Origin of the sequence: Acinetobacter sp. NBRC 110496 (assembly GCF_000876115.1) — a bacterium.
In the GTDB taxonomy this organism is placed as follows: domain Bacteria; phylum Pseudomonadota; class Gammaproteobacteria; order Pseudomonadales; family Moraxellaceae; genus Acinetobacter.
This window is the reverse complement of the sequence record NZ_BBTF01000009.1, coordinates 1-17,353: the sequence shown is the minus strand read 5'-3', so window position 1 is coordinate 17,353 and position 17,353 is coordinate 1. Positions and strand designations below refer to the sequence as shown.

At 44.9% G+C, this 17,353-nt stretch carries 10 protein-coding genes and 3 pseudogenes; 12 read left to right on the top strand and 1 reads right to left on the bottom strand.

Annotation, left to right across the window (positions count from 1 at the left end; genetic code table 11):
- The first annotated feature begins 3 nt into the window (after positions 1-3).
- The 11 genes and pseudogenes from mmsB (at position 4) to Aba26S_RS06625 (ending at position 13,698) form a co-directional block, all read left to right on the top strand.
- Positions 4-894: a 3-hydroxyisobutyrate dehydrogenase gene (gene mmsB / locus Aba26S_RS06675; protein WP_043970900.1), complete on the top strand. Its 891-nt coding sequence runs from the start codon at positions 4-6 to the stop codon at positions 892-894.
- 79 nt (positions 895-973) lie between these two features.
- Complete coding sequence (locus Aba26S_RS06670; protein WP_043970898.1) at positions 974-2,623, top strand: AMP-binding protein; 1,650 nt, start codon at positions 974-976, stop codon at positions 2,621-2,623.
- A 10-nt stretch (positions 2,624-2,633) separates the two neighbouring features.
- Positions 2,634-3,761 (top strand): acyl-CoA dehydrogenase family protein, encoded by a 1,128-nt coding sequence (locus tag Aba26S_RS06665; RefSeq protein ID WP_043970896.1) that lies wholly within the window; start codon positions 2,634-2,636, stop codon positions 3,759-3,761.
- A 21-nt stretch (positions 3,762-3,782) separates the two neighbouring features.
- Positions 3,783-4,556, top strand: coding sequence for an enoyl-CoA hydratase (locus tag Aba26S_RS06660; RefSeq protein ID WP_043970894.1), 774 nt, complete (start codon positions 3,783-3,785; stop codon positions 4,554-4,556).
- Between the two features lie 12 nt (positions 4,557-4,568).
- Entirely contained in the window at positions 4,569-5,594 is a 1,026-nt protein-coding gene (locus tag Aba26S_RS06655; RefSeq protein WP_043970892.1) for an enoyl-CoA hydratase/isomerase family protein, read from the top strand.
- Positions 5,595-5,711: 117 nt separating this feature from the next.
- Positions 5,712-7,070 carry an MFS transporter gene (locus tag Aba26S_RS06650; RefSeq protein WP_043970891.1) on the top strand — a complete coding sequence of 453 codons (1,359 nt, stop codon included), beginning with the start codon at positions 5,712-5,714 and terminating at the stop codon, positions 7,068-7,070.
- 211 nt (positions 7,071-7,281) lie between these two features.
- The gene (locus Aba26S_RS06645; protein ID WP_043970888.1) at positions 7,282-7,653 is read left to right on the top strand and encodes a rhodanese-like domain-containing protein; all 372 of its coding nucleotides are present in this window, start codon (positions 7,282-7,284) and stop codon (positions 7,651-7,653) included.
- A gap of 553 nt (positions 7,654-8,206) precedes the next feature.
- Positions 8,207-9,335: pseudogene (gene fruB / locus Aba26S_RS21625) on the top strand (fused PTS fructose transporter subunit IIA/HPr protein); the annotation flags it as partial.
- Between the two features lie 86 nt (positions 9,336-9,421).
- Positions 9,422-11,071, top strand: a pseudogene (gene ptsP, locus Aba26S_RS21620) (phosphoenolpyruvate--protein phosphotransferase); the annotation flags it as partial.
- A 7-nt stretch (positions 11,072-11,078) separates the two neighbouring features.
- Positions 11,079-12,011 (top strand): 1-phosphofructokinase, encoded by a 933-nt coding sequence (gene pfkB / locus Aba26S_RS06630; protein ID WP_005403886.1) that lies wholly within the window; start codon positions 11,079-11,081, stop codon positions 12,009-12,011.
- A 4-nt stretch (positions 12,012-12,015) separates the two neighbouring features.
- Entirely contained in the window at positions 12,016-13,698 is a 1,683-nt protein-coding gene (locus tag Aba26S_RS06625) for a fructose-specific PTS transporter subunit EIIC (RefSeq protein WP_004684344.1), read from the top strand.
- A 30-nt stretch (positions 13,699-13,728) separates the two neighbouring features.
- On the opposite strand, the pseudogene Aba26S_RS21615 reads toward Aba26S_RS06625, so the two are convergent.
- Positions 13,729-13,859 (bottom strand): annotated as a pseudogene (locus tag Aba26S_RS21615) (serine/threonine-protein kinase HipA); the annotation flags it as partial.
- A 141-nt stretch (positions 13,860-14,000) separates the two neighbouring features.
- Between Aba26S_RS21615 and Aba26S_RS06620 the strand changes: the two are divergent.
- Positions 14,001-17,348, top strand: coding sequence for a DEAD/DEAH box helicase (locus tag Aba26S_RS06620; protein ID WP_043970884.1), 3,348 nt, complete (start codon positions 14,001-14,003; stop codon positions 17,346-17,348).
- Positions 17,349-17,353: the final 5 nt, after the last annotated feature.

Genomic DNA, 17,353 nt, shown 5'->3' with positions numbered 1-17,353 from the left:
TGGATGAATATCGCCTTTATCGGTCTAGGGAATATGGGCGGCAGAATGGCCCAAAATCTGCTTAAAGCCGGACTAACCGTCTATGGGTATGACCTCAGCGAAGTGGCCATTCAGCACTTTGCCGAGGCAGGTGGTGTGGTTTGTGACAGCCCTCAAGCGGCTGCCAAACAAGCCGATGTGCTGATCAGTATGTTACCTGCGGCCAAACATGTCAAAGAAGTCTATCTCGGTGAAAATGGCGTACTTCAAGTACTGAAAGCAGGCAGCTTATGCATCGATAGCAGTACCATTGACCCACAAACCATCAAGGACATTGCAGCGGTTGCCCAAAGTAAAAATATCCATATTTGCGATGCGCCTGTGTCAGGTGGCACCATCGGCGCACAAGCAGGGACTTTGACTTTTATGGTCGGTGCCAATGACCAGACTTTTGATGAAGTCAAACCTGTACTCAGTCACATGGGCAAAAACGTGGTGCATTGCGGCGAGGTGGGTGCAGGTCAAATTGCCAAAATCTGCAATAACCTGATTCTCGGGATTTCCATGGCCGCGGTCGCCGAAGGCATGGCACTCGGTGCCAAACTCGGTATTGATCCACATGCTTTGGCAGGGGTGATTAACACTTCAAGCGGGCGTTGCTGGAGTTCGGAAGTCTGTAATCCATGGCCGCAGATTAACGAAAATGCACCCGCTTCACGTGGCTATCAAGATGGTTTTGCGACTCAGTTGATGTTGAAAGACTTGGGGCTTGCGGTAGAAGCGGCAGGACAGGTCAAACAACCGATTGTGTTGGGTGGGATGGTGCAACAGCTGTATCAGCAAATGTGTATGCGTGGCAATGCGCATCTCGATTTTTCCAGCATTATTCAGCAATACCTGCCGCCAGAGGCATAACAGCTCAAGCCAAAGGATGGCTGATCAAAAAATTAAACTCTGTCATGAATAACAATCAAACCAGACTGAGGGAACACAGATGTTGAATTATAAAGAGACGGTACGGGCTTTTGATCTGCACAGTACAGCAACACAAATGCTGTCAGGTTCAGTCGATGCGTTGAATGCCTGTTATGAATGTTGTGATCGCCATGCGCATGACGACAAGATCGCCTTGTATTGGCAAGGCAAAGATGGTCGTAAAGAACAATACACTTTTCGCCAGTTACAACAATGGTCGAGTCAATTTGCCAATTTCTTAAAATCTCAGGGTGTAAAAGCAGGTGATCGTATTTCAGGATTATTGCCGAGAACCCCCGAGCTGTTGGTGACGATTTTCGCGGCATGGCGGATTGGTGCGGTATATCAACCTTTGTTTACTGCATTTGGCCCCAAGGCAATCGAGCATCGTCTGCAACTGGCACAAAGTAAGTTGGTGGTGACAGATACGGGTAACCGCAGCAAACTGGATGAAGTTGAGCGTTGTCCAGCAATTGTCACGGTTGCAGATCAGCAAGCTACACCGTTAAATCCAGAAGACTTTAATTTCTGGGATGAAGTACAGCAGCAACCTGAGCACTGTGACTTGGTGATGCGAACCCTGCAAGATCCATTTTTATTGATGTTTACCTCGGGAACCACAGGCCCCGCCAAACCATTAGAAGTGCCGTTAAAAGCCTTACTGGCTTTTGCTCGCTATATGCAAGATGCGGTTGGTTTAAGGGAAGAGGATTCGTTCTGGAATATTGCCGATCCAGGTTGGGCATATGGCTTGTACTTTGGTATTACTGGGCCGTTATTTTTGGGTCATGCTATCTTGTTCTATGACGGTGGTTTTAGTACCGACAGTCTGTGTCAGATTGTCAAGGATTATCAGATTACCAATCTGGCGGGTGCACCCACCGCTTACCGCATGATGATGGCGGCGGATCCTGCTCAGATGGCAGCACTGAAAGGCCAGTTCCGTGTGGTCAGCAGTGCAGGAGAGCCGTTGAATCCAGAAGTGATTCGCTGGTTTAAACAGGAGCTAGATGCACCGATTTATGACCATTATGGACAGACGGAGGTGGGCATGGTGGTGTGCAATCACCATGGTTTAAGCCATGAGGTTCGTGCGGGTTCAGCAGGTTTTGCCAGCGCAGGTTATCGTGTTGCCGTGGTCAATGAACAGGGCGAAGAATTGCCCGCAGATACGCCGGGCATTTTAGCCGTGGATATCAGCCAGTCACCGATGATGTGGTTTGGTGGCTATCATGAAACCCGTAAATCGCCTTTTATTGGTCAGTACTATTTGACGGGTGATACTGCCGAGTTGCATGCCGATGGCAGCATGAGTTTTGTCGGACGCAGTGATGATGTGATCACCACGTCGGGCTATCGGATTGGCCCCTTTGATGTGGAAAGTGCCTTGCTGGAACACGATGCGGTAGTTGAAGCGGCAGTGATCGGGGTGCCTGATCCAGAGCGGACCGAAGTGGTGAAAGCCTTTGTAATTTTATCGGCAGGCATTCAGCCCTTGGAACAACTGGCGGAAGAACTGAGTCAGTTTGTGAAAAAACGCCTGTCTGCGCATGCCTATCCGCGACTGGTCGAGTTCGTCACTGAACTGCCAAAAACCCCAAGCGGCAAAATTCAGCGCTTTTTATTGCGCAATCAGGAAATTGCGAAACAGCAAGCCAAAGTAGGATAGGGAAGACAAGATGCAATTGACTGAAGAACAAGGTCTCATTCGAGATATGGCGAAAAGCTTCGCCCAAGAACAGATTAAACCGAATGCCAGTGACTGGGATCGGCATGGTACTTTCCCAAAAGCAGCACTGGCACAGATGGGACAGCTTGGCTTTATGGGCATGTTGATTCCCGAGCAATGGGGTGGTTCCGATACGGGCAATCTTGCTTATGTCTTGGCACTTGAAGAAGTTGCTGCAGCTGATGGTGCCACTTCGACCATCATGAGTGTGCATAATTCAGTAGGCTGTGTACCGATTTTAAAATTTGGAACGGATGAACAAAAACAGCGTTTTCTGTTGCCTCTGGCGCAGGGAGAAATGATCGGTGCTTTTGCCCTGACGGAGCCGCATACCGGTTCAGATGCCGCGGCGATTAAAACCCGTGCGGTCAAAGATGGCGATGACTATATTCTCAATGGCGCCAAGCAGTTTATTACCTCGGGTGATAACGCTGGGGTGATTATCGTATTTGCCGTGACTGATCCAAGTGCAGGCAAGAAGGGCATTAGTGCTTTTCTCGTGCCACGTGATACAGCGGGATACGAAGTGATTCGGGTCGAAGAGAAACTGGGTTTACATGCCTTAGATACCTGTCAGATTGCGCTGACTGATGTGCGTATTCATAAAAGCCTGATGTTGGGTGCGGAAGGTGAGGGGCTGAAAATTGCGCTTGCCAATCTGGAAGGTGGACGTATCGGCATTGCGGCACAGGCGGTCGGGTTGGCACGTGCAGCATTGGAAGAAGCCACGCGCTACGCGAAAGAGCGTCTGACCTTTGGCAAAGCAATTTTTGAGCATCAGGCACTGGCTTTCCGTCTGGCCAGTATGGCGACCGAGATCGAAGCAGCACGACAATTGGTGCATTACGCTGCACGTCTTAAAGAAGCAGGGCAACCTTGTTTGAATGAGGCTTCCATGGCCAAGCTGTTTGCTTCGGAAATGACCGAACGTGTCTGTTCGGCTGCGCTACAGGTGTTTGGTGGCTATGGTTATCTCAAAGATTTTCCCATTGAACGGATCTATCGAGATGCCCGAATTTGCCAGATTTATGAAGGCACTAGCGATATTCAACGCTTAGTGATCGCACGTAGCTTATAACAATATAACAAGGAATCCATGATGCAGTGGCAAACCATCTTATTCGAAAAACGCAATGGCGTGGGATTGATTACCCTGAATCGTCCCCAAGCCCTCAATGCCTTAAATACTGAGTTGATCAGTGAAATCAATCAGGCGCTAGATGAGTTAGAGAAAGATCGCGAGATTGGCTGTATGGTGTTGGCAGGTTCAGAAAAAGCCTTTGCCGCGGGGGCTGACATTAAGGAAATGGCCGAGCTGAACTTTCCCGATATTTATTTTGATGATTTTTTCCATCTGGCCGATCGTATTGCGCAACGCCGTAAACCGTTGATTGCTGCGGTCAGTGGTTATGCGCTTGGCGGTGGTTGTGAGTTGGCATTGATGTGCGACGTTATCTATTGTGCGGACAATGCCAAGTTCGGTTTGCCCGAAATTACCTTGGGGGTGATTCCCGGGATTGGCGGTACACAACGTTTAACCCATGCGATTGGCAAAGCCAAAGCTATGGAAATGTGCCTCACTGCACGGCAAATGGGTGCGGTTGAAGCTGAGCAAAGTGGTTTGGTCGCACGCGTGTTTGATAAACACGAATTATTGAAACAGACCTTGCAAGCGGCAGAAAACATTGCTGCGCGCTCTTTAACCGCCAATATGATGCTGAAAGAAAGCATTAATCGTGCCTTTGAGGTCAATTTGACCGAAGGCTTACGTTTTGAACGACGCATGTTTCACTCCATTTTTGCGACATCCGATCAGAAAGAAGGCATGCAGGCCTTTGTGGAAAAACGTCAGGCCAAATTTAATCATCGATAAGAGATCAATAAAATGAATATCGAACAGCAGTTAATGATTGAGCAAAAAGGTAGTCTTGGCCTGATTAGCTTAGATCGGGTCAAACATTTAAATGCACTGTCACTGGAGATGATTGAGGGTATTTGTAATCAACTGGAATTGTGGCGCGATGATGCGTCGATTCAAGCGGTTTTGATTAAGTCGAATAGCCCGAAAGCCTTCTGTGCAGGTGGAGATATTCGCTATCTGTATGACAGTTATAAAAATGATACGGCTGATTATACGGGCTATTTTAGCGCCGAATATAAAATGCTGAACCTGCTGCGTGAATATGAAAAACCTATCGTTGTTGTGCTGGATGGTTATGTACTGGGAGGTGGTTTTGGCTTGGCGCAAGCCTGTCATATTGTGGTGAGCAGTGAAAAATCTCGATTTGCCATGCCTGAAACTGCAATTGGCTTTTTCCCTGATGTCGGTGCCACCCATTTCCTGTCTCGACTGGATGACATTGGCGTGTATCTGGCGCTTACAGGCGAGCAGATCAGCAGCAGTGATGCGCTTTATTTGGACTTGATTGATTACCATGTGCCGAGCGACAAATTAGAGGCTTTGCAACAGGCGCTGATCAATGAGCCGAATTTAAGCAAACAGAATATTGAGCATATTGTCGCTTGCTTTATTACCCGACCGGCTGAAAGTGAACTGAAACCGTTGGCAGATGGCATACGCAAGCATTTCGGTTTTCAGCATGTGGATGAAATTGAACATAGTCTGGCACAAGAACAGGATGAACAGTTGCGACCTTGGGCAGAAAAAATGCTGAGCATTTTGCAACAGCGTTCATCTATCGCCAAACAAACTAGTTTGAAGCTGCAACATTTAGGTCGAGGTCTGTCTTTAGCACAGTGCATGCAACTGGAACGGGATCTGCAAGATATTTGGTTTGATCATGGCGATTTCATTGAAGGGGTACGTGCCTTGATCGTTGATAAAGATAAACAACCACAGTGGCAACAACGGAATCCAGAACTGGAACAGATTCTGGAAAAACTCAGCTAAATCTAATCATTCATATTGACTCATCTAAGGAGTATTAAGCAGTCTGAAATGCGGATGATCAGGACTGATGGTCCGCAAAAAATATAAAACAAGAAAATCCAAGAAAGGAACATGATGATGCAAACAATACATGGAAACGGTTCATCTCCTAAAAAGTCATCTCATCGCTTGGCGGGTATCTCAAGTATGGTGGGCACTACGATTGAGTGGTATGACTTTTTTATCTACGGTGCTGCAGCAGCTTTAATTTTTAATAAATTGTTTTTCCCTAATCTTGACCCGCTGACGGGTGTGCTTGCCGCATTCGCCACCTATGCCGTGGGTTTCATTGGGCGACCCTTGGGTGGTTTGGTGTTTGGACATTTTGGTGACAAGATCGGGCGAAAATCGATGTTGCTGCTGACCCTGATGCTAATGGGGATTCCCACCGTCCTGATTGGCCTGTTACCGACCTATGAATCAATCGGTTACTGGGCTGCCATCTGTTTGGTGATCTTGCGCTTTGTCCAAGGTATGGCCATGGGGGGCGAGTGGGGCGGTGCCGTGTTAATGGCGGTGGAACATGCGCCAGAGGGCAAAAAGGGGTTTTGGGGTAGCCTGCCTCAAGCCAGTACTGGCGGTGGTTTGATGCTGGCCTCACTTGCATTGGGATTGGTATCTTTATTGCCCGAACAGGCTTTGTTTAGTTGGGGTTGGCGGATTCCGTTTCTTGCCAGCATCGTGTTACTGGCAGTCGGTTGGTACATTCGAGTCAAAGTGCCAGAGTCTCCCGATTTTGAAAAAGTGAAGCAGCAGGCGGAAGAAGTTAAAGTCCCGGCTTTACAGGTCTTTAAAAAGCATCCGAAGCAACTGATCACCATTATTGTGGCGCGTGCAGCCGAGAATGCATGGTTTTATATTGCCTCGACCTTTACTTTGGCCTACACCACCACACAGTTGGGGATTGACAGACAAGAGATCCTATTTGCCACCATTTGTGGGGCCATTGTGATTATGTTTATGACCCCATTATGTGGACATTTGTCCGATAAAGTCGGTCAGCGTAATATGTTTATGTTTGGCCTATGTGTACTGGCGCTGTATGGCTATCCGTTCTTTAGCATGCTCAATACCAAAGACCCCGTGTTGGTCTGGACTGCAATCGTGTTGGCGATTGGCGTAGTGTTCCCAATTATGTACGCACCGCAAGCGCAGCTGTTTGCACGGCAGTTTCCGGCAGAAATCCGTTATAGCGGGATCTCAATTTCGGTGCAGTTGGCGGGGGTATTGGGTGGTGGACTAGCGCCGTTGATTGCGACGAAGCTACTCAGTGTTGGGGGCGGTAGTCCGCATCTGATTATGATATATATTGGTAGTATGGCGGTGATTGCGATTATCTCGACCACCTTTATGCCACGGGATGGACTGCTGGCTGGGATGGAAACTGAGCGCAAAAAAGCAGTCAATGTACAGACCAAAGTCACAGAACCGTCTTAAGGATAAGGAATGAATCTGAAAAGGTGTTTCCAAGTAATTGGAAGCACCTTTTTCTTTGAGGAATGTAAAAGGTTCCACGTGGAGCATTCAATTTTAGTGATTGTTTGAGTGATTCATTATTAATCTTTGTTTTAAAGTGTATTTATGCACACTTATAGAAACGAAGGTGCGTTAGTATTTTGAGTGACGTACATACAAGTGGGTGATGACAATGAATTCAGTCGCTGAATGGGTTAAACAGGCAAAATCAGACATTGAAAATCTGACGCCAGATCAAGTTGAACAGGAATTAGCTTCGGGACAGGCTATTCTGATTGATGTCCGAGATGCAGAAGAGCGCGTTGCTGGAACAATACCAAGCGCATTGCATATCTCCCGTGGCACTTTAGAGTTTGCTGCTGATCCGAGTAGTCCGATGTATAAGTCTGAATTGCAACCGAATATCAGAACGATTTTGCATTGTGCAGGTGGTGGACGTTCGGCACTGGCAGTAAAGACATTACAGGCATTGGGCTATCGCAATGTGGCGCATCTGGATGGTGGCTTTAAAGCGTGGGTAGAGGCGAATAAACCCGTGATTTAAAATAAGGTATGAATTAAAACACAAGAAAAAAGCCCTAATCTTTCGACTAGGGCTTTTTTGAATCTGGAGCGGGAAAGGAGGCTCGAACTCCTGACCCCAACCTTGGCAAGAGTCACCGACATAAAATACACTAAATAACATAATTTGTATGTTAATAAACTCTATATATAACAGTTATATAGGGTTTTTATTTTGTGTGACGTAATTTAAGGTGGGATGGGGTACTTTGATTTTTGGTCACTAATTTATTGTGATAATCAACAATAATAACCAACATACATATGCTTAATCTAAGGGTATTTTACTGACTGGTATAATTTTATGATGAGAGGGGTGTTGTCTGAGGCTACGGTTCAATTAGGATTAAATCCAACTATCGCAACGCTGAATTCTGAAGAATCTCGTCGTTTCTTAATTACGTTGTAATGATGATCATGAAGATAAAATCAAAAAATACAGATTTTCGGGTAAATCCTGAGTAGAATTCGACTTTTATTTTTTTTCCAGTAAAAAAGGCATGGCTTCTCACTATGCTGCTTTGCAAGGACGTTTTATGCTCGCGCTAGATATACAACATGTTCGAATGAAACAACACGCCACTGATAAAGCACAAGCGTTGCAATGTCTAGTCGATATCTTGGTCGAAGACCAGTTGGTTACACCTGATTATATTCATGGGTTGACCGGGCGCGAACAACAAAGTGCAACGTATTTAGGGCAAGGAATTGCCATTCCGCATGGGACGCCTCAGTCTCGCCAATATATTTTAAAAACTGGTATTCGTCTGGCGCACTTTCCTGAAGGAGTTGTTTGGGACGGTGAAAATAAAATTTATTTAGCAGTAGTGATTGCTGCGAAATCAGATGAGCATTTGCAAGTCTTACAAATTTTGACGCGGGCTTTAATTAATGATGTCGCTGATCAAGTGAAACAGGCTCAATCCGCAGAGCAAATTATTGCATTATTACAAGCCCAACCTGCATCTTTGGCATTGCATGAAAATTTAATCGCCACTCAAGTTCCCGCACTTGATGTAGAAGATTTAATTTGGCACGCAACACAGTTGCTGAAACAGCAAAAAATGGTGGAGTGTGGTTTTCTGTCGGGTTTAAACCTAAACAGCATGATTCATTTAGGGGAGGGGGTCTGGTCGATCACTTCTAACCAGCATGTTTTGAGCCCAGCTGTAAGTTTGGTAAAAGCGGAACAGGTTTTAAGCCATCAGCAGGAAATGCTCAAGACTTTGGTGTGTATTGCCAGTAATGAGCAACTGGATATGCAACGGTTTCAACGGTTAATGGATATTTTGTTTGATACTGAACAAGTTCATACCCTCAACCAAGAGCAAGATAGTCACCAGTTGGCGCAGTTAATTGGTGCTGAACTGATTCCTGATTGGCCATCTCGTCGTATTGTCTTAGCTAATGCTCATGGTCTACATGCGCGTCCCGCGACACACTTGGTCAATATGACTAAGAAATTTGCAGGGGATATTCTCGTTGCTGTAGATGAGGGGGCTTACGTTTCGGCAAAAAGTTTAACCAAATTATTAGCTATGGGATGTCGTCGTGGTCAAACTCTGACTTTTATTGCACAACCCGATACCGATGCTGTAGCAGGCTTAGAACAGATTATTGATGCAGTTAAACAGGGCTTAGGAGAAGAGGTTGAAGCTGTTGATTTTGTATCTCATCAGCACAGCAGTAGTGACCCAGTCGTAAATACTTTGGAATTAATGCCTTTTGAATCACATGGCGATACGGGTAGCTGCGGTATTGCGGCATCAACTGGCCTTGCTTTTGGTCCTGCTCATGTGGTGAAGCCACGCGAATTTAGTTATGAACGTCGCGGACAGAGTTTTAAAGCTGAGAATGAAAAGCTTGAAATTGCGCTTCATCAGGTGAAAAATAGCTTACGTCAATTCATTGCACATACTGAATCTACTGCCATTAAGCAGATCTTCATGGCACATTTGGAAATGCTGGATGATCCAGACCTCCTCCAAAGTGTACAACGCGGTTTAAAACAGGGGTTGTCTGCTGCTGCAGCTTGGCATGATCATATTGAAGTGGCTGCTACCGCACAGGCTGCACTTAGCGATCGTTTACTGGCAGAGCGTGCGGCTGATTTAAGGGATATTGGTGAGCGTGTTTTGGCTGCTTTGTGCGGTGTGGCCGATGTCACAGAACCCGAGCAACCTTATATCTTAATTATGCATGATGTTGGTCCGAGTGATGTAGCGCGTCTGAATAAAGATCGTGTTGCAGGCATTTTGACCGCGGTTGGTGGAGCGAGTGCCCATAGTGCTATTGTGGCACGTGCTCTGGCTATTCCAGCAGTCGTAGGTGCGGGTGTAGCTGTTTTAAATATTGAGAACCATGCTACCGTGCTAATTAATGGGGATACTGGTGAGTATGTGGTCTCACCCGAGCAAACTCAGATTGATCATGCCATTGCAGAGCGCCAACGCCAGCGTGAGTTGCGAGAACAAGCGGAACAGCATTGTTTAGAACCTGCCATCACACTGGATCAACATCAAGTTGAAATCGCAGCCAATATTGGCAAAGTGGGCGCTACGATACAGGCTGTGGCCGATGGGGCAGAAGCAATTGGTTTGCTACGCACAGAATTGGTCTTTATGTCACACAGCAGTGCGCCTGATGAGGCTACACAAGAAGCTGATTATCGGGTGGTGTTAGATGCTTTGGCGGGTCGTCCATTGGTGGTACGTACACTTGATGTGGGCGGGGACAAACCTTTGCCGTATTTGCCTATTGAAAAGGAAGAAAATCCATTCTTGGGCTTACGTGGTATTCGTCTGACTTTACGTAAGCCAGAATTGTTACGTCAGCAATTGGTTGCTTTACTTAAAGCAGCAGATAATCGCCCATTAAGAATTATGTTTCCGATGATTGGGCGGGTTGAAGAATGGCGAGCAGCAAAAGCAATTTTGGATGAGGTTCGCATACAGCATCCATGTGCAAACTTACAAGTCGGTATTATGATTGAGGTTCCTGCGGCAGCATTGTTGGCTCCAATTCTTGCTCAAGAAGTTGATTTTTTTAGTATTGGAACCAATGACTTGACTCAATATACTCTGGCGATTGACCGTGGTCATCCACTGTTGTCTGCTGAAGCTGATGGCTTACATCCGAGTATTTTGCTATTGATTGATCAAACGGTTCGGGCAGCGCATCAGCATGGTAAATGGGTGGGCATTTGTGGTGAATTGGCTGCTGATCCAAAAGCTGTGCCTGTATTGATAGGCTTGGGCGTGGATGAGTTGAGTATGTCGAGTACCAGTATTCCATTGGTGAAGGCGCAAATTCGTGGTTTGAACTATATAAATTGCCAACAGGTCGCACAGCAAGCCTTAAGTTGTGACAGTGCGTCTGCCGTACGTGAATTGGTGGAGTAATTACCGAATGGCTAAGATATTAAGCATTACTCTGAATCCTGCAATTGACCTCACCGTGCAATTGGATCAACTAAAAGTTGGCGAGGTCAATCGTCAGTTAACGGCCCAAAGTCATGCAGCCGGTAAAGGCTTAAACGTGGCTCAGGTCCTTAAGGATTTGGGACATGAACTGATTGTGAGTGGCTTTTTGGGGCAAGAAAACCGTCAAATTTTTGACCATCATATCCAACAAGAGCAATTTGATAACCAATTTATTTATGTTGCAGGTGAAACACGACAAAACATTAAAGTTGCAGAAGCTTCTGGTCGGATGACTGACATCAATGGCAAGGGCTTTTTTTTAGATACCTCAGCAAAACAACAATTACGTGAACGCCTATCTCAACTGATTTTAGAGGTTGATGTGATTGTGATTGCAGGCAGTTTGCCACAAGGTTTTTCTGCAGAAGAGCTTTCAACACTGATTCTATGGTTACAGTCTGCTGGAAAAAAAGTCGCAGTAGATACCAGTGGTGTTGCGTTGAAAGCAGCAATTGCTGCGCATCCTTGGTTGATCAAGCCGAATACAGATGAGTTGACGGAAACCTACCATTTGCCAGCAGAAACGTTTGCAGAACAGCAGCATCTTTTTGCCAGTTTAAATAGTCAGATCGAACATATTGTGGTCTCGATGGGTGAAAACGGAGTGAACTGGCTTCACCACACGCAACCCCTGCATGCTACTGCACCGAAAGTCACCGTCCAAAGTACGGTGGGTGCGGGAGATTCCTTGCTGGCAGGTATGATTCATGGCTTGTTGAGTTCAACTTCCCCAGAAGAAACATTGAAAACAGCAACCGCAATTGCGAGCAACGCTGTGACCCAAATTGGGTTTGCCCTTCCAGACTTTGCTGTTATTGAAGATTTGAAATCGCAAATCTCAGTCCAATCATTGAGTTAATACGATGCAAGAGATAAAACATATTTTATTTGTGCCACATAGTCCCGAGCAGCCGATTAATGCAGTGATTTTGGCCAAAAAACTCTCCAAAGCAGCAACAGCACTTGGTATTTCCAATGATGTGGCGACATCAGTCGAGCATCTCGATTTATCAAATGTTATTGATACGGTTGTTTTTGTTGGACAGAAGTCGGCAGATGCGGATCAACTGCGTGGCAAGGTTGTGAAAGTCATTGGTTTGAATAATGCACAACACGATGCGATCATGCTTTTGCAACAAGTTCTTGAGCATTCAGATGCTGTAGATGAACCTATTGCAGACAATGCTGAGGTTACACGGTTTGTCGCCATTACAGCATGTCCAACTGGTGTTGCGCATACGTTTATGGCGGCCGAAGCCTTACAACAAGGTGCAGTAAAGCACGGTTATCAGATTGATGTTGAAACCCAAGGATCGGTTGGGGCTAAAAATATTTTATCGGCAGAAAGTATTGCCAAAGCAGATGTGGTGATCTTAGCAACGGATATTGAGGTCAATACAGATCGCTTTGTAGGCAAACGTGTATATCGCTGCAGTACAGGATTTGCCCTTAAACAAACGGATAAGACTTTTGCAAATGCAATTGCTGAGGCCAAAGTGCTTGAAACGGGTAAGCAAACAGCCACTAAGACAGAAAATGAAAACAAAGAAAAAACTGGAATTTATAAACACCTTTTAACAGGGGTGTCTTTCATGCTGCCGATGGTGGTGGCGGGCGGTTTGATCATTGCCATCTCGTTTATGTTCGGCCTCAATCCTGTTGAAGGAAGCTTTGCCGCATCCTTAAAGCAAATAGGTGCTGCAGCATTTACTCTTATGGTACCTATGCTGGCAGGTTACATTGCTTATTCTATTGCGGATCGTCCGGGTTTAACTCCAGGTTTGATTGGCGGTTTACTTGCTACACAATTAGAGGCAGGCTTTCTCGGTGGATTAGTTGCAGGTTTTATTGCAGGTTATATTGCGTTATTTTTATCGAAACAGCTTAAACTCCCAAGTAGCCTAGAAGCATTAAAACCAATTTTGATTATTCCACTATTGGCCAGTTTAGCTGTTGGTTTAATCATGATTTATGTGGTTGGACAGCCTGTTGCACAATTGTTTGAATTACTCACACACTTCCTTGCCAATATGGGGACGACCAATGCCATGATCATGGGGGTTATCCTTGGGAGTATGATGTGTATTGATGTTGGGGGGCCAATAAATAAAGCAGCTTATGCCTTTACGGTAGGCTTACTTACGTCACAAACATACGGACCGATGGCGATTACCATGGCTGCGGGTATGGTACCACCGTTGGGTATGGCAATTGCAACTTTTCTGGCAAAGCATAAATTTGCCAAACCTGAGCAAGATGCAGGGAAGGCTGCTGTAGTTCTGGGCCTATGTTTCATCTCGGAAGGGGCTATTCCGTTTGCTGCCAAAGACCCGATTCGAGTGCTTCCATGCGCGATCGCAGGTGGTGCTGTAACTGGGGCTTTGGTTGCATTATTTAAATGTGAACTAGTCACTCCGCATGGCGGTGTAATGGTACTGATCATTCCGAATGCGATGAATTATCCATTAAAATATTTATTGGCGATTGCGATTGGAAGTGTGGTGACTGGTGTAGCTTATGCCGTGATAAAACAACGGTTAAAATAAAGCCCTTCATAGAAGCTTTGTGAAAGTTATTCAGTGCAATAAATGAATATTATGCTCAATCCTATTTTGGATCAGTTGGAGAGTCTCACTTGAATTTGTCCAGGTAATAGATCATGAGCGATATTGCTGAATAGGATTGCAACCTTACAAATCGAGCCAATGTTCACCCCATCCATTGTAGTAAACATTAAGTTTTTTTTGAGCATGGATTTATTTTCTTCTGATACGTTGGCGAGCCCTACTGTTCTGAAATGACAGCTTTGTCCGTTATAATTGTATAAACATTTTGGTGTCTGGTAATTATGTCCTTATTGATCAATTTTCTATCTCGCTTTAGTACTGCAACTCTTCAGCGCAGTCTGAGCTATGCTAAACACATTGATAGGGAAACAATTGAGTTCTTTGAGGAAAATGATGATGTCACGATGTATGCTCAAATTGAAGGGACAGATTATTACGATACCGCGATTACCTATAATCTTAAAAAAGACCGTTTAATCGATGATGACTGCACTTGTCCAGTTGGATATAACTGTAAACATGCTGCTGCTTTAGCGCGGTTATTCTTTCAAGAATATCGTCAGGAATTTCAACAGCATTATGCTGAATCTCAATCTCCGCAGGGAATCGCAAAACGCCGATGGGGGGATGATCAGGCGCAGCGCTGGTTGAATGATTTTAAACGGTATTTACAACAGACTGAACCAGAGCAATCTGTCAAAACAAACAATTATTTAATTTACCTGCTAGATCAGTCGATCAGCTTAAAGAAATTGACAGTTGATGTTCAGAAGGCCAGACGCAATAAGAACGGCTCAATTGCAGGGGAAAGTTATTATACCCAATATGAAAATATCACCAGAAAGCATCTGACTTTACCTGAACAAAAACGACAATTATTTAACCAGATTTATTATTATGCCAAAATAAACAGTGACGAACGCTTTTATCAAAGCAATCTTGATATCTCAAGCATTTTATTGGAGCATTTCAAATCTTTTATTCAAAGTGGCGATGTGTACTGGCAAAAAAAGAGCCATACTGCACTTAAATGGTCAGAACAAGGCTATCACATCGAACTGATCTGGCAACAAGGTATAAACAAACAGACAGAGCATTTAAACATTGAATTGGTCAATGGTGATATTCGACTCGATTTAAAATCAAATCCACATATTCAGATTCTCGCGAGCCAGCCACCGTGTTATGTGGATATTCAACAGAATACGGTGGGCCAGTTATATGGTGAATATACGGCAAATCTTCTGTACCATTTTTTACAGATGCCTGATCTTCCATCTATGCTCTTGCCAGAGTTTGAGAAACTGACTCATCAATATTCAGACGTGAAAAATCTGCCTCAGCCCGAGTCTATTCAGCATATTGATGTCCTTGAGGGTAGTCCCCAGCCAATTTTACGCTTCGGTGTTTTAGATAAATTTGATTGGAAATGGGAAGAGTCTGTTTGTGCTGAAATTGAATTCTCCTATGCAGGCGGAAGAATAAAAGCAGGTACATCAGGCGACAGTTTTATTGGTGAGCAGCATGACAAAATGGTACGACAGCTTCGGGACTTAGTTCAGGAACAACAGTCAATCCAACGTTTACAGCTATTGGTCGAATCACTGAAGTGGGTGAAAGATCTTAGTTATGACCATCAATTAAAACTGGATAAACAACGTCTTGATTCTATGGTTTTTGCTTTCTATGGAGATTGGATTAAACAGCTGATGCCCATCAATCAAATTGAGTTGATGGGCTGGCAGATAGAGCATCTGAAAAACAGCCCCTTTAATCTGCAATATGTTGAAAATTTAAATATTTCTATCACTGAATCTGAAGGTCAGCAGGACTGGTTCAATATCGGGGCGACGGTTCAAGACAGTGCAGGCAATTCTTATAATTTGCTTGATGCGCTCGTAGCTTTGGTGCGAGTAAATCCCGATTTACTTGATCCACGGACTTTTATTCATCTGCATGACAGTCAAATTTTCACAGTGAAAACTGCAGTTGATCAACCTGATTTGGCTCTATCCGCTAGGGATATTAAGCCGGTATTGTTGCATCTGCAGAGCATTTTACAGCAAGAAGAGCGCAGTATTGATCGCTATGATGCGAGTCAATTATTAGAATTGCAGCATAATCTTGGGATGACATGGCAGGTCAGTGATCGCCTGCAGCAATTTGTACAGAAATTCAAACAAGGCTACCAGCAACAACTGCCGACACCACAAGGTTTTCAGGGGGAGTTGCGTCCATACCAGCAGCAGGGCTTAGGCTGGTTGCAGTTTTTAAGGGAAACCCAGCATGGCGGGATTCTGGCAGATGATATGGGCTTGGGGAAAACAGCACAAACTTTAGCCCATTTACTCATGGAAAAGCAGGCTGGATATTTACAGGACAGTCCCGCCTTAATTGTTGCACCCACATCGCTGATGCATAACTGGTTCAAAGAAGCGGAGAAATTTACCCCTGAGCTCAAGGTATTGCTGCTACAGGGGCCCGATCGCCATCAGTATTTTGAGCAGATTCCGCACTATGATATTGTGTTAACCACATATCCGCTTCTGGCGAGAGATGAAGAGCAACTAAAGCAATATGAATATCATCAACTCATTTTGGATGAGGCGCAGAATATCAAAAATCCGCGTGCCAAAGCTGCACAGGTAGTACGGCAATTAACAGCGCGACATCGTCTATGTCTAACCGGTACACCTATGGAAAATCATTTGGGTGAGCTGTGGGCACTATTTTATTTCCTGATGCCAGGATTTTTATATTCACAAGAAATTTTTAATAAAAAGTACCGTCATCCGATTGAAAAACGCGGTGATCAGCAGTTAAGGCAAAAGTTGGTCAACCGGATTAAGCCCTTCATTTTACGTCGCTTGAAAACTGACGTAGCCAAAGAGTTGCCAGAAAAAACCACGATTGAAGTCAATATTGATATGAATGACCAGCAATCCAAGTTATATGAGGCTGTTCGTGCCACGATGCAGGCAAGCATTCAGAAAATTGTGGCAGAAAAAGGCTTTAAACGTAGTCAAATTCAAATTTTAGATGCCTTACTGAAGCTACGTCAGGTGTGCTGCCATCCTAGCTTACTAAAGCTGGATTCAGTGAAAATTGGGCAGGCAAACTCTGCCAAACTTGAACAGTTGATGGATATGGTCGTTCCAATGGTTGAAGAGGGGAGAAAAATTCTTATCTTCTCTCAATTTACCTCAATGTTGGAACTGATTGAGCAACACCTCCATCACGCAGAAATTGGCTATGTGAAGCTGACTGGAAAGACCAAAAAGCGAGATGAAGTCATTACAGCATTTCAGTCTGGACAAGTGCCGATATTTTTAATCAGTCTGAAAGCAGGAGGGGTCGGTCTGAATCTAACTGCCGCAGATACGGTCATTCACTATGATCCATGGTGGAACCCTGCTGCTGAAGATCAAGCTTCAGATCGTGCATGGCGGATTGGACAGGACAAGCCAGTATTTGTGTATAAGCTGATTACCAATAAAAGCATAGAAGAAAAAATTCTTGCCTTACAGCAAAATAAAGCAGAACTGGCACAGTCTATTCTAAGTACCGATCATGAGGGCGAAGCGAAACTGACGAAAAATGACGTGATGAACTTGTTTGAGAAATTTTAGTTTGG

Excerpts from the sequence above, each read along its gene's own strand:
- mmsB (WP_043970900.1), top strand. The coding sequence starts at position 4 with ATGAATATCGCCTTTATCGGTCTAGGGAATATGGGCGGCAGAATGGCC.
- Aba26S_RS06670 (WP_043970898.1), top strand. The coding sequence starts at position 974 with ATGTTGAATTATAAAGAGACGGTACGGGCTTTTGATCTGCACAGTACA.
- Aba26S_RS06665 (WP_043970896.1), top strand. The coding sequence starts at position 2,634 with ATGCAATTGACTGAAGAACAAGGTCTCATTCGAGATATGGCGAAAAGC.
- Aba26S_RS06660 (WP_043970894.1), top strand. The coding sequence starts at position 3,783 with ATGCAGTGGCAAACCATCTTATTCGAAAAACGCAATGGCGTGGGATTG.
- Aba26S_RS06655 (WP_043970892.1), top strand. The coding sequence starts at position 4,569 with ATGAATATCGAACAGCAGTTAATGATTGAGCAAAAAGGTAGTCTTGGC.
- Aba26S_RS06650 (WP_043970891.1), top strand. The coding sequence starts at position 5,712 with ATGCAAACAATACATGGAAACGGTTCATCTCCTAAAAAGTCATCTCAT.
- Aba26S_RS06645 (WP_043970888.1), top strand. The coding sequence starts at position 7,282 with ATGAATTCAGTCGCTGAATGGGTTAAACAGGCAAAATCAGACATTGAA.
- pfkB (WP_005403886.1), top strand. The coding sequence starts at position 11,079 with ATGGCTAAGATATTAAGCATTACTCTGAATCCTGCAATTGACCTCACC.
- Aba26S_RS06625 (WP_004684344.1), top strand. The coding sequence starts at position 12,016 with ATGCAAGAGATAAAACATATTTTATTTGTGCCACATAGTCCCGAGCAG.
- Aba26S_RS06620 (WP_043970884.1), top strand. The coding sequence starts at position 14,001 with ATGTCCTTATTGATCAATTTTCTATCTCGCTTTAGTACTGCAACTCTT.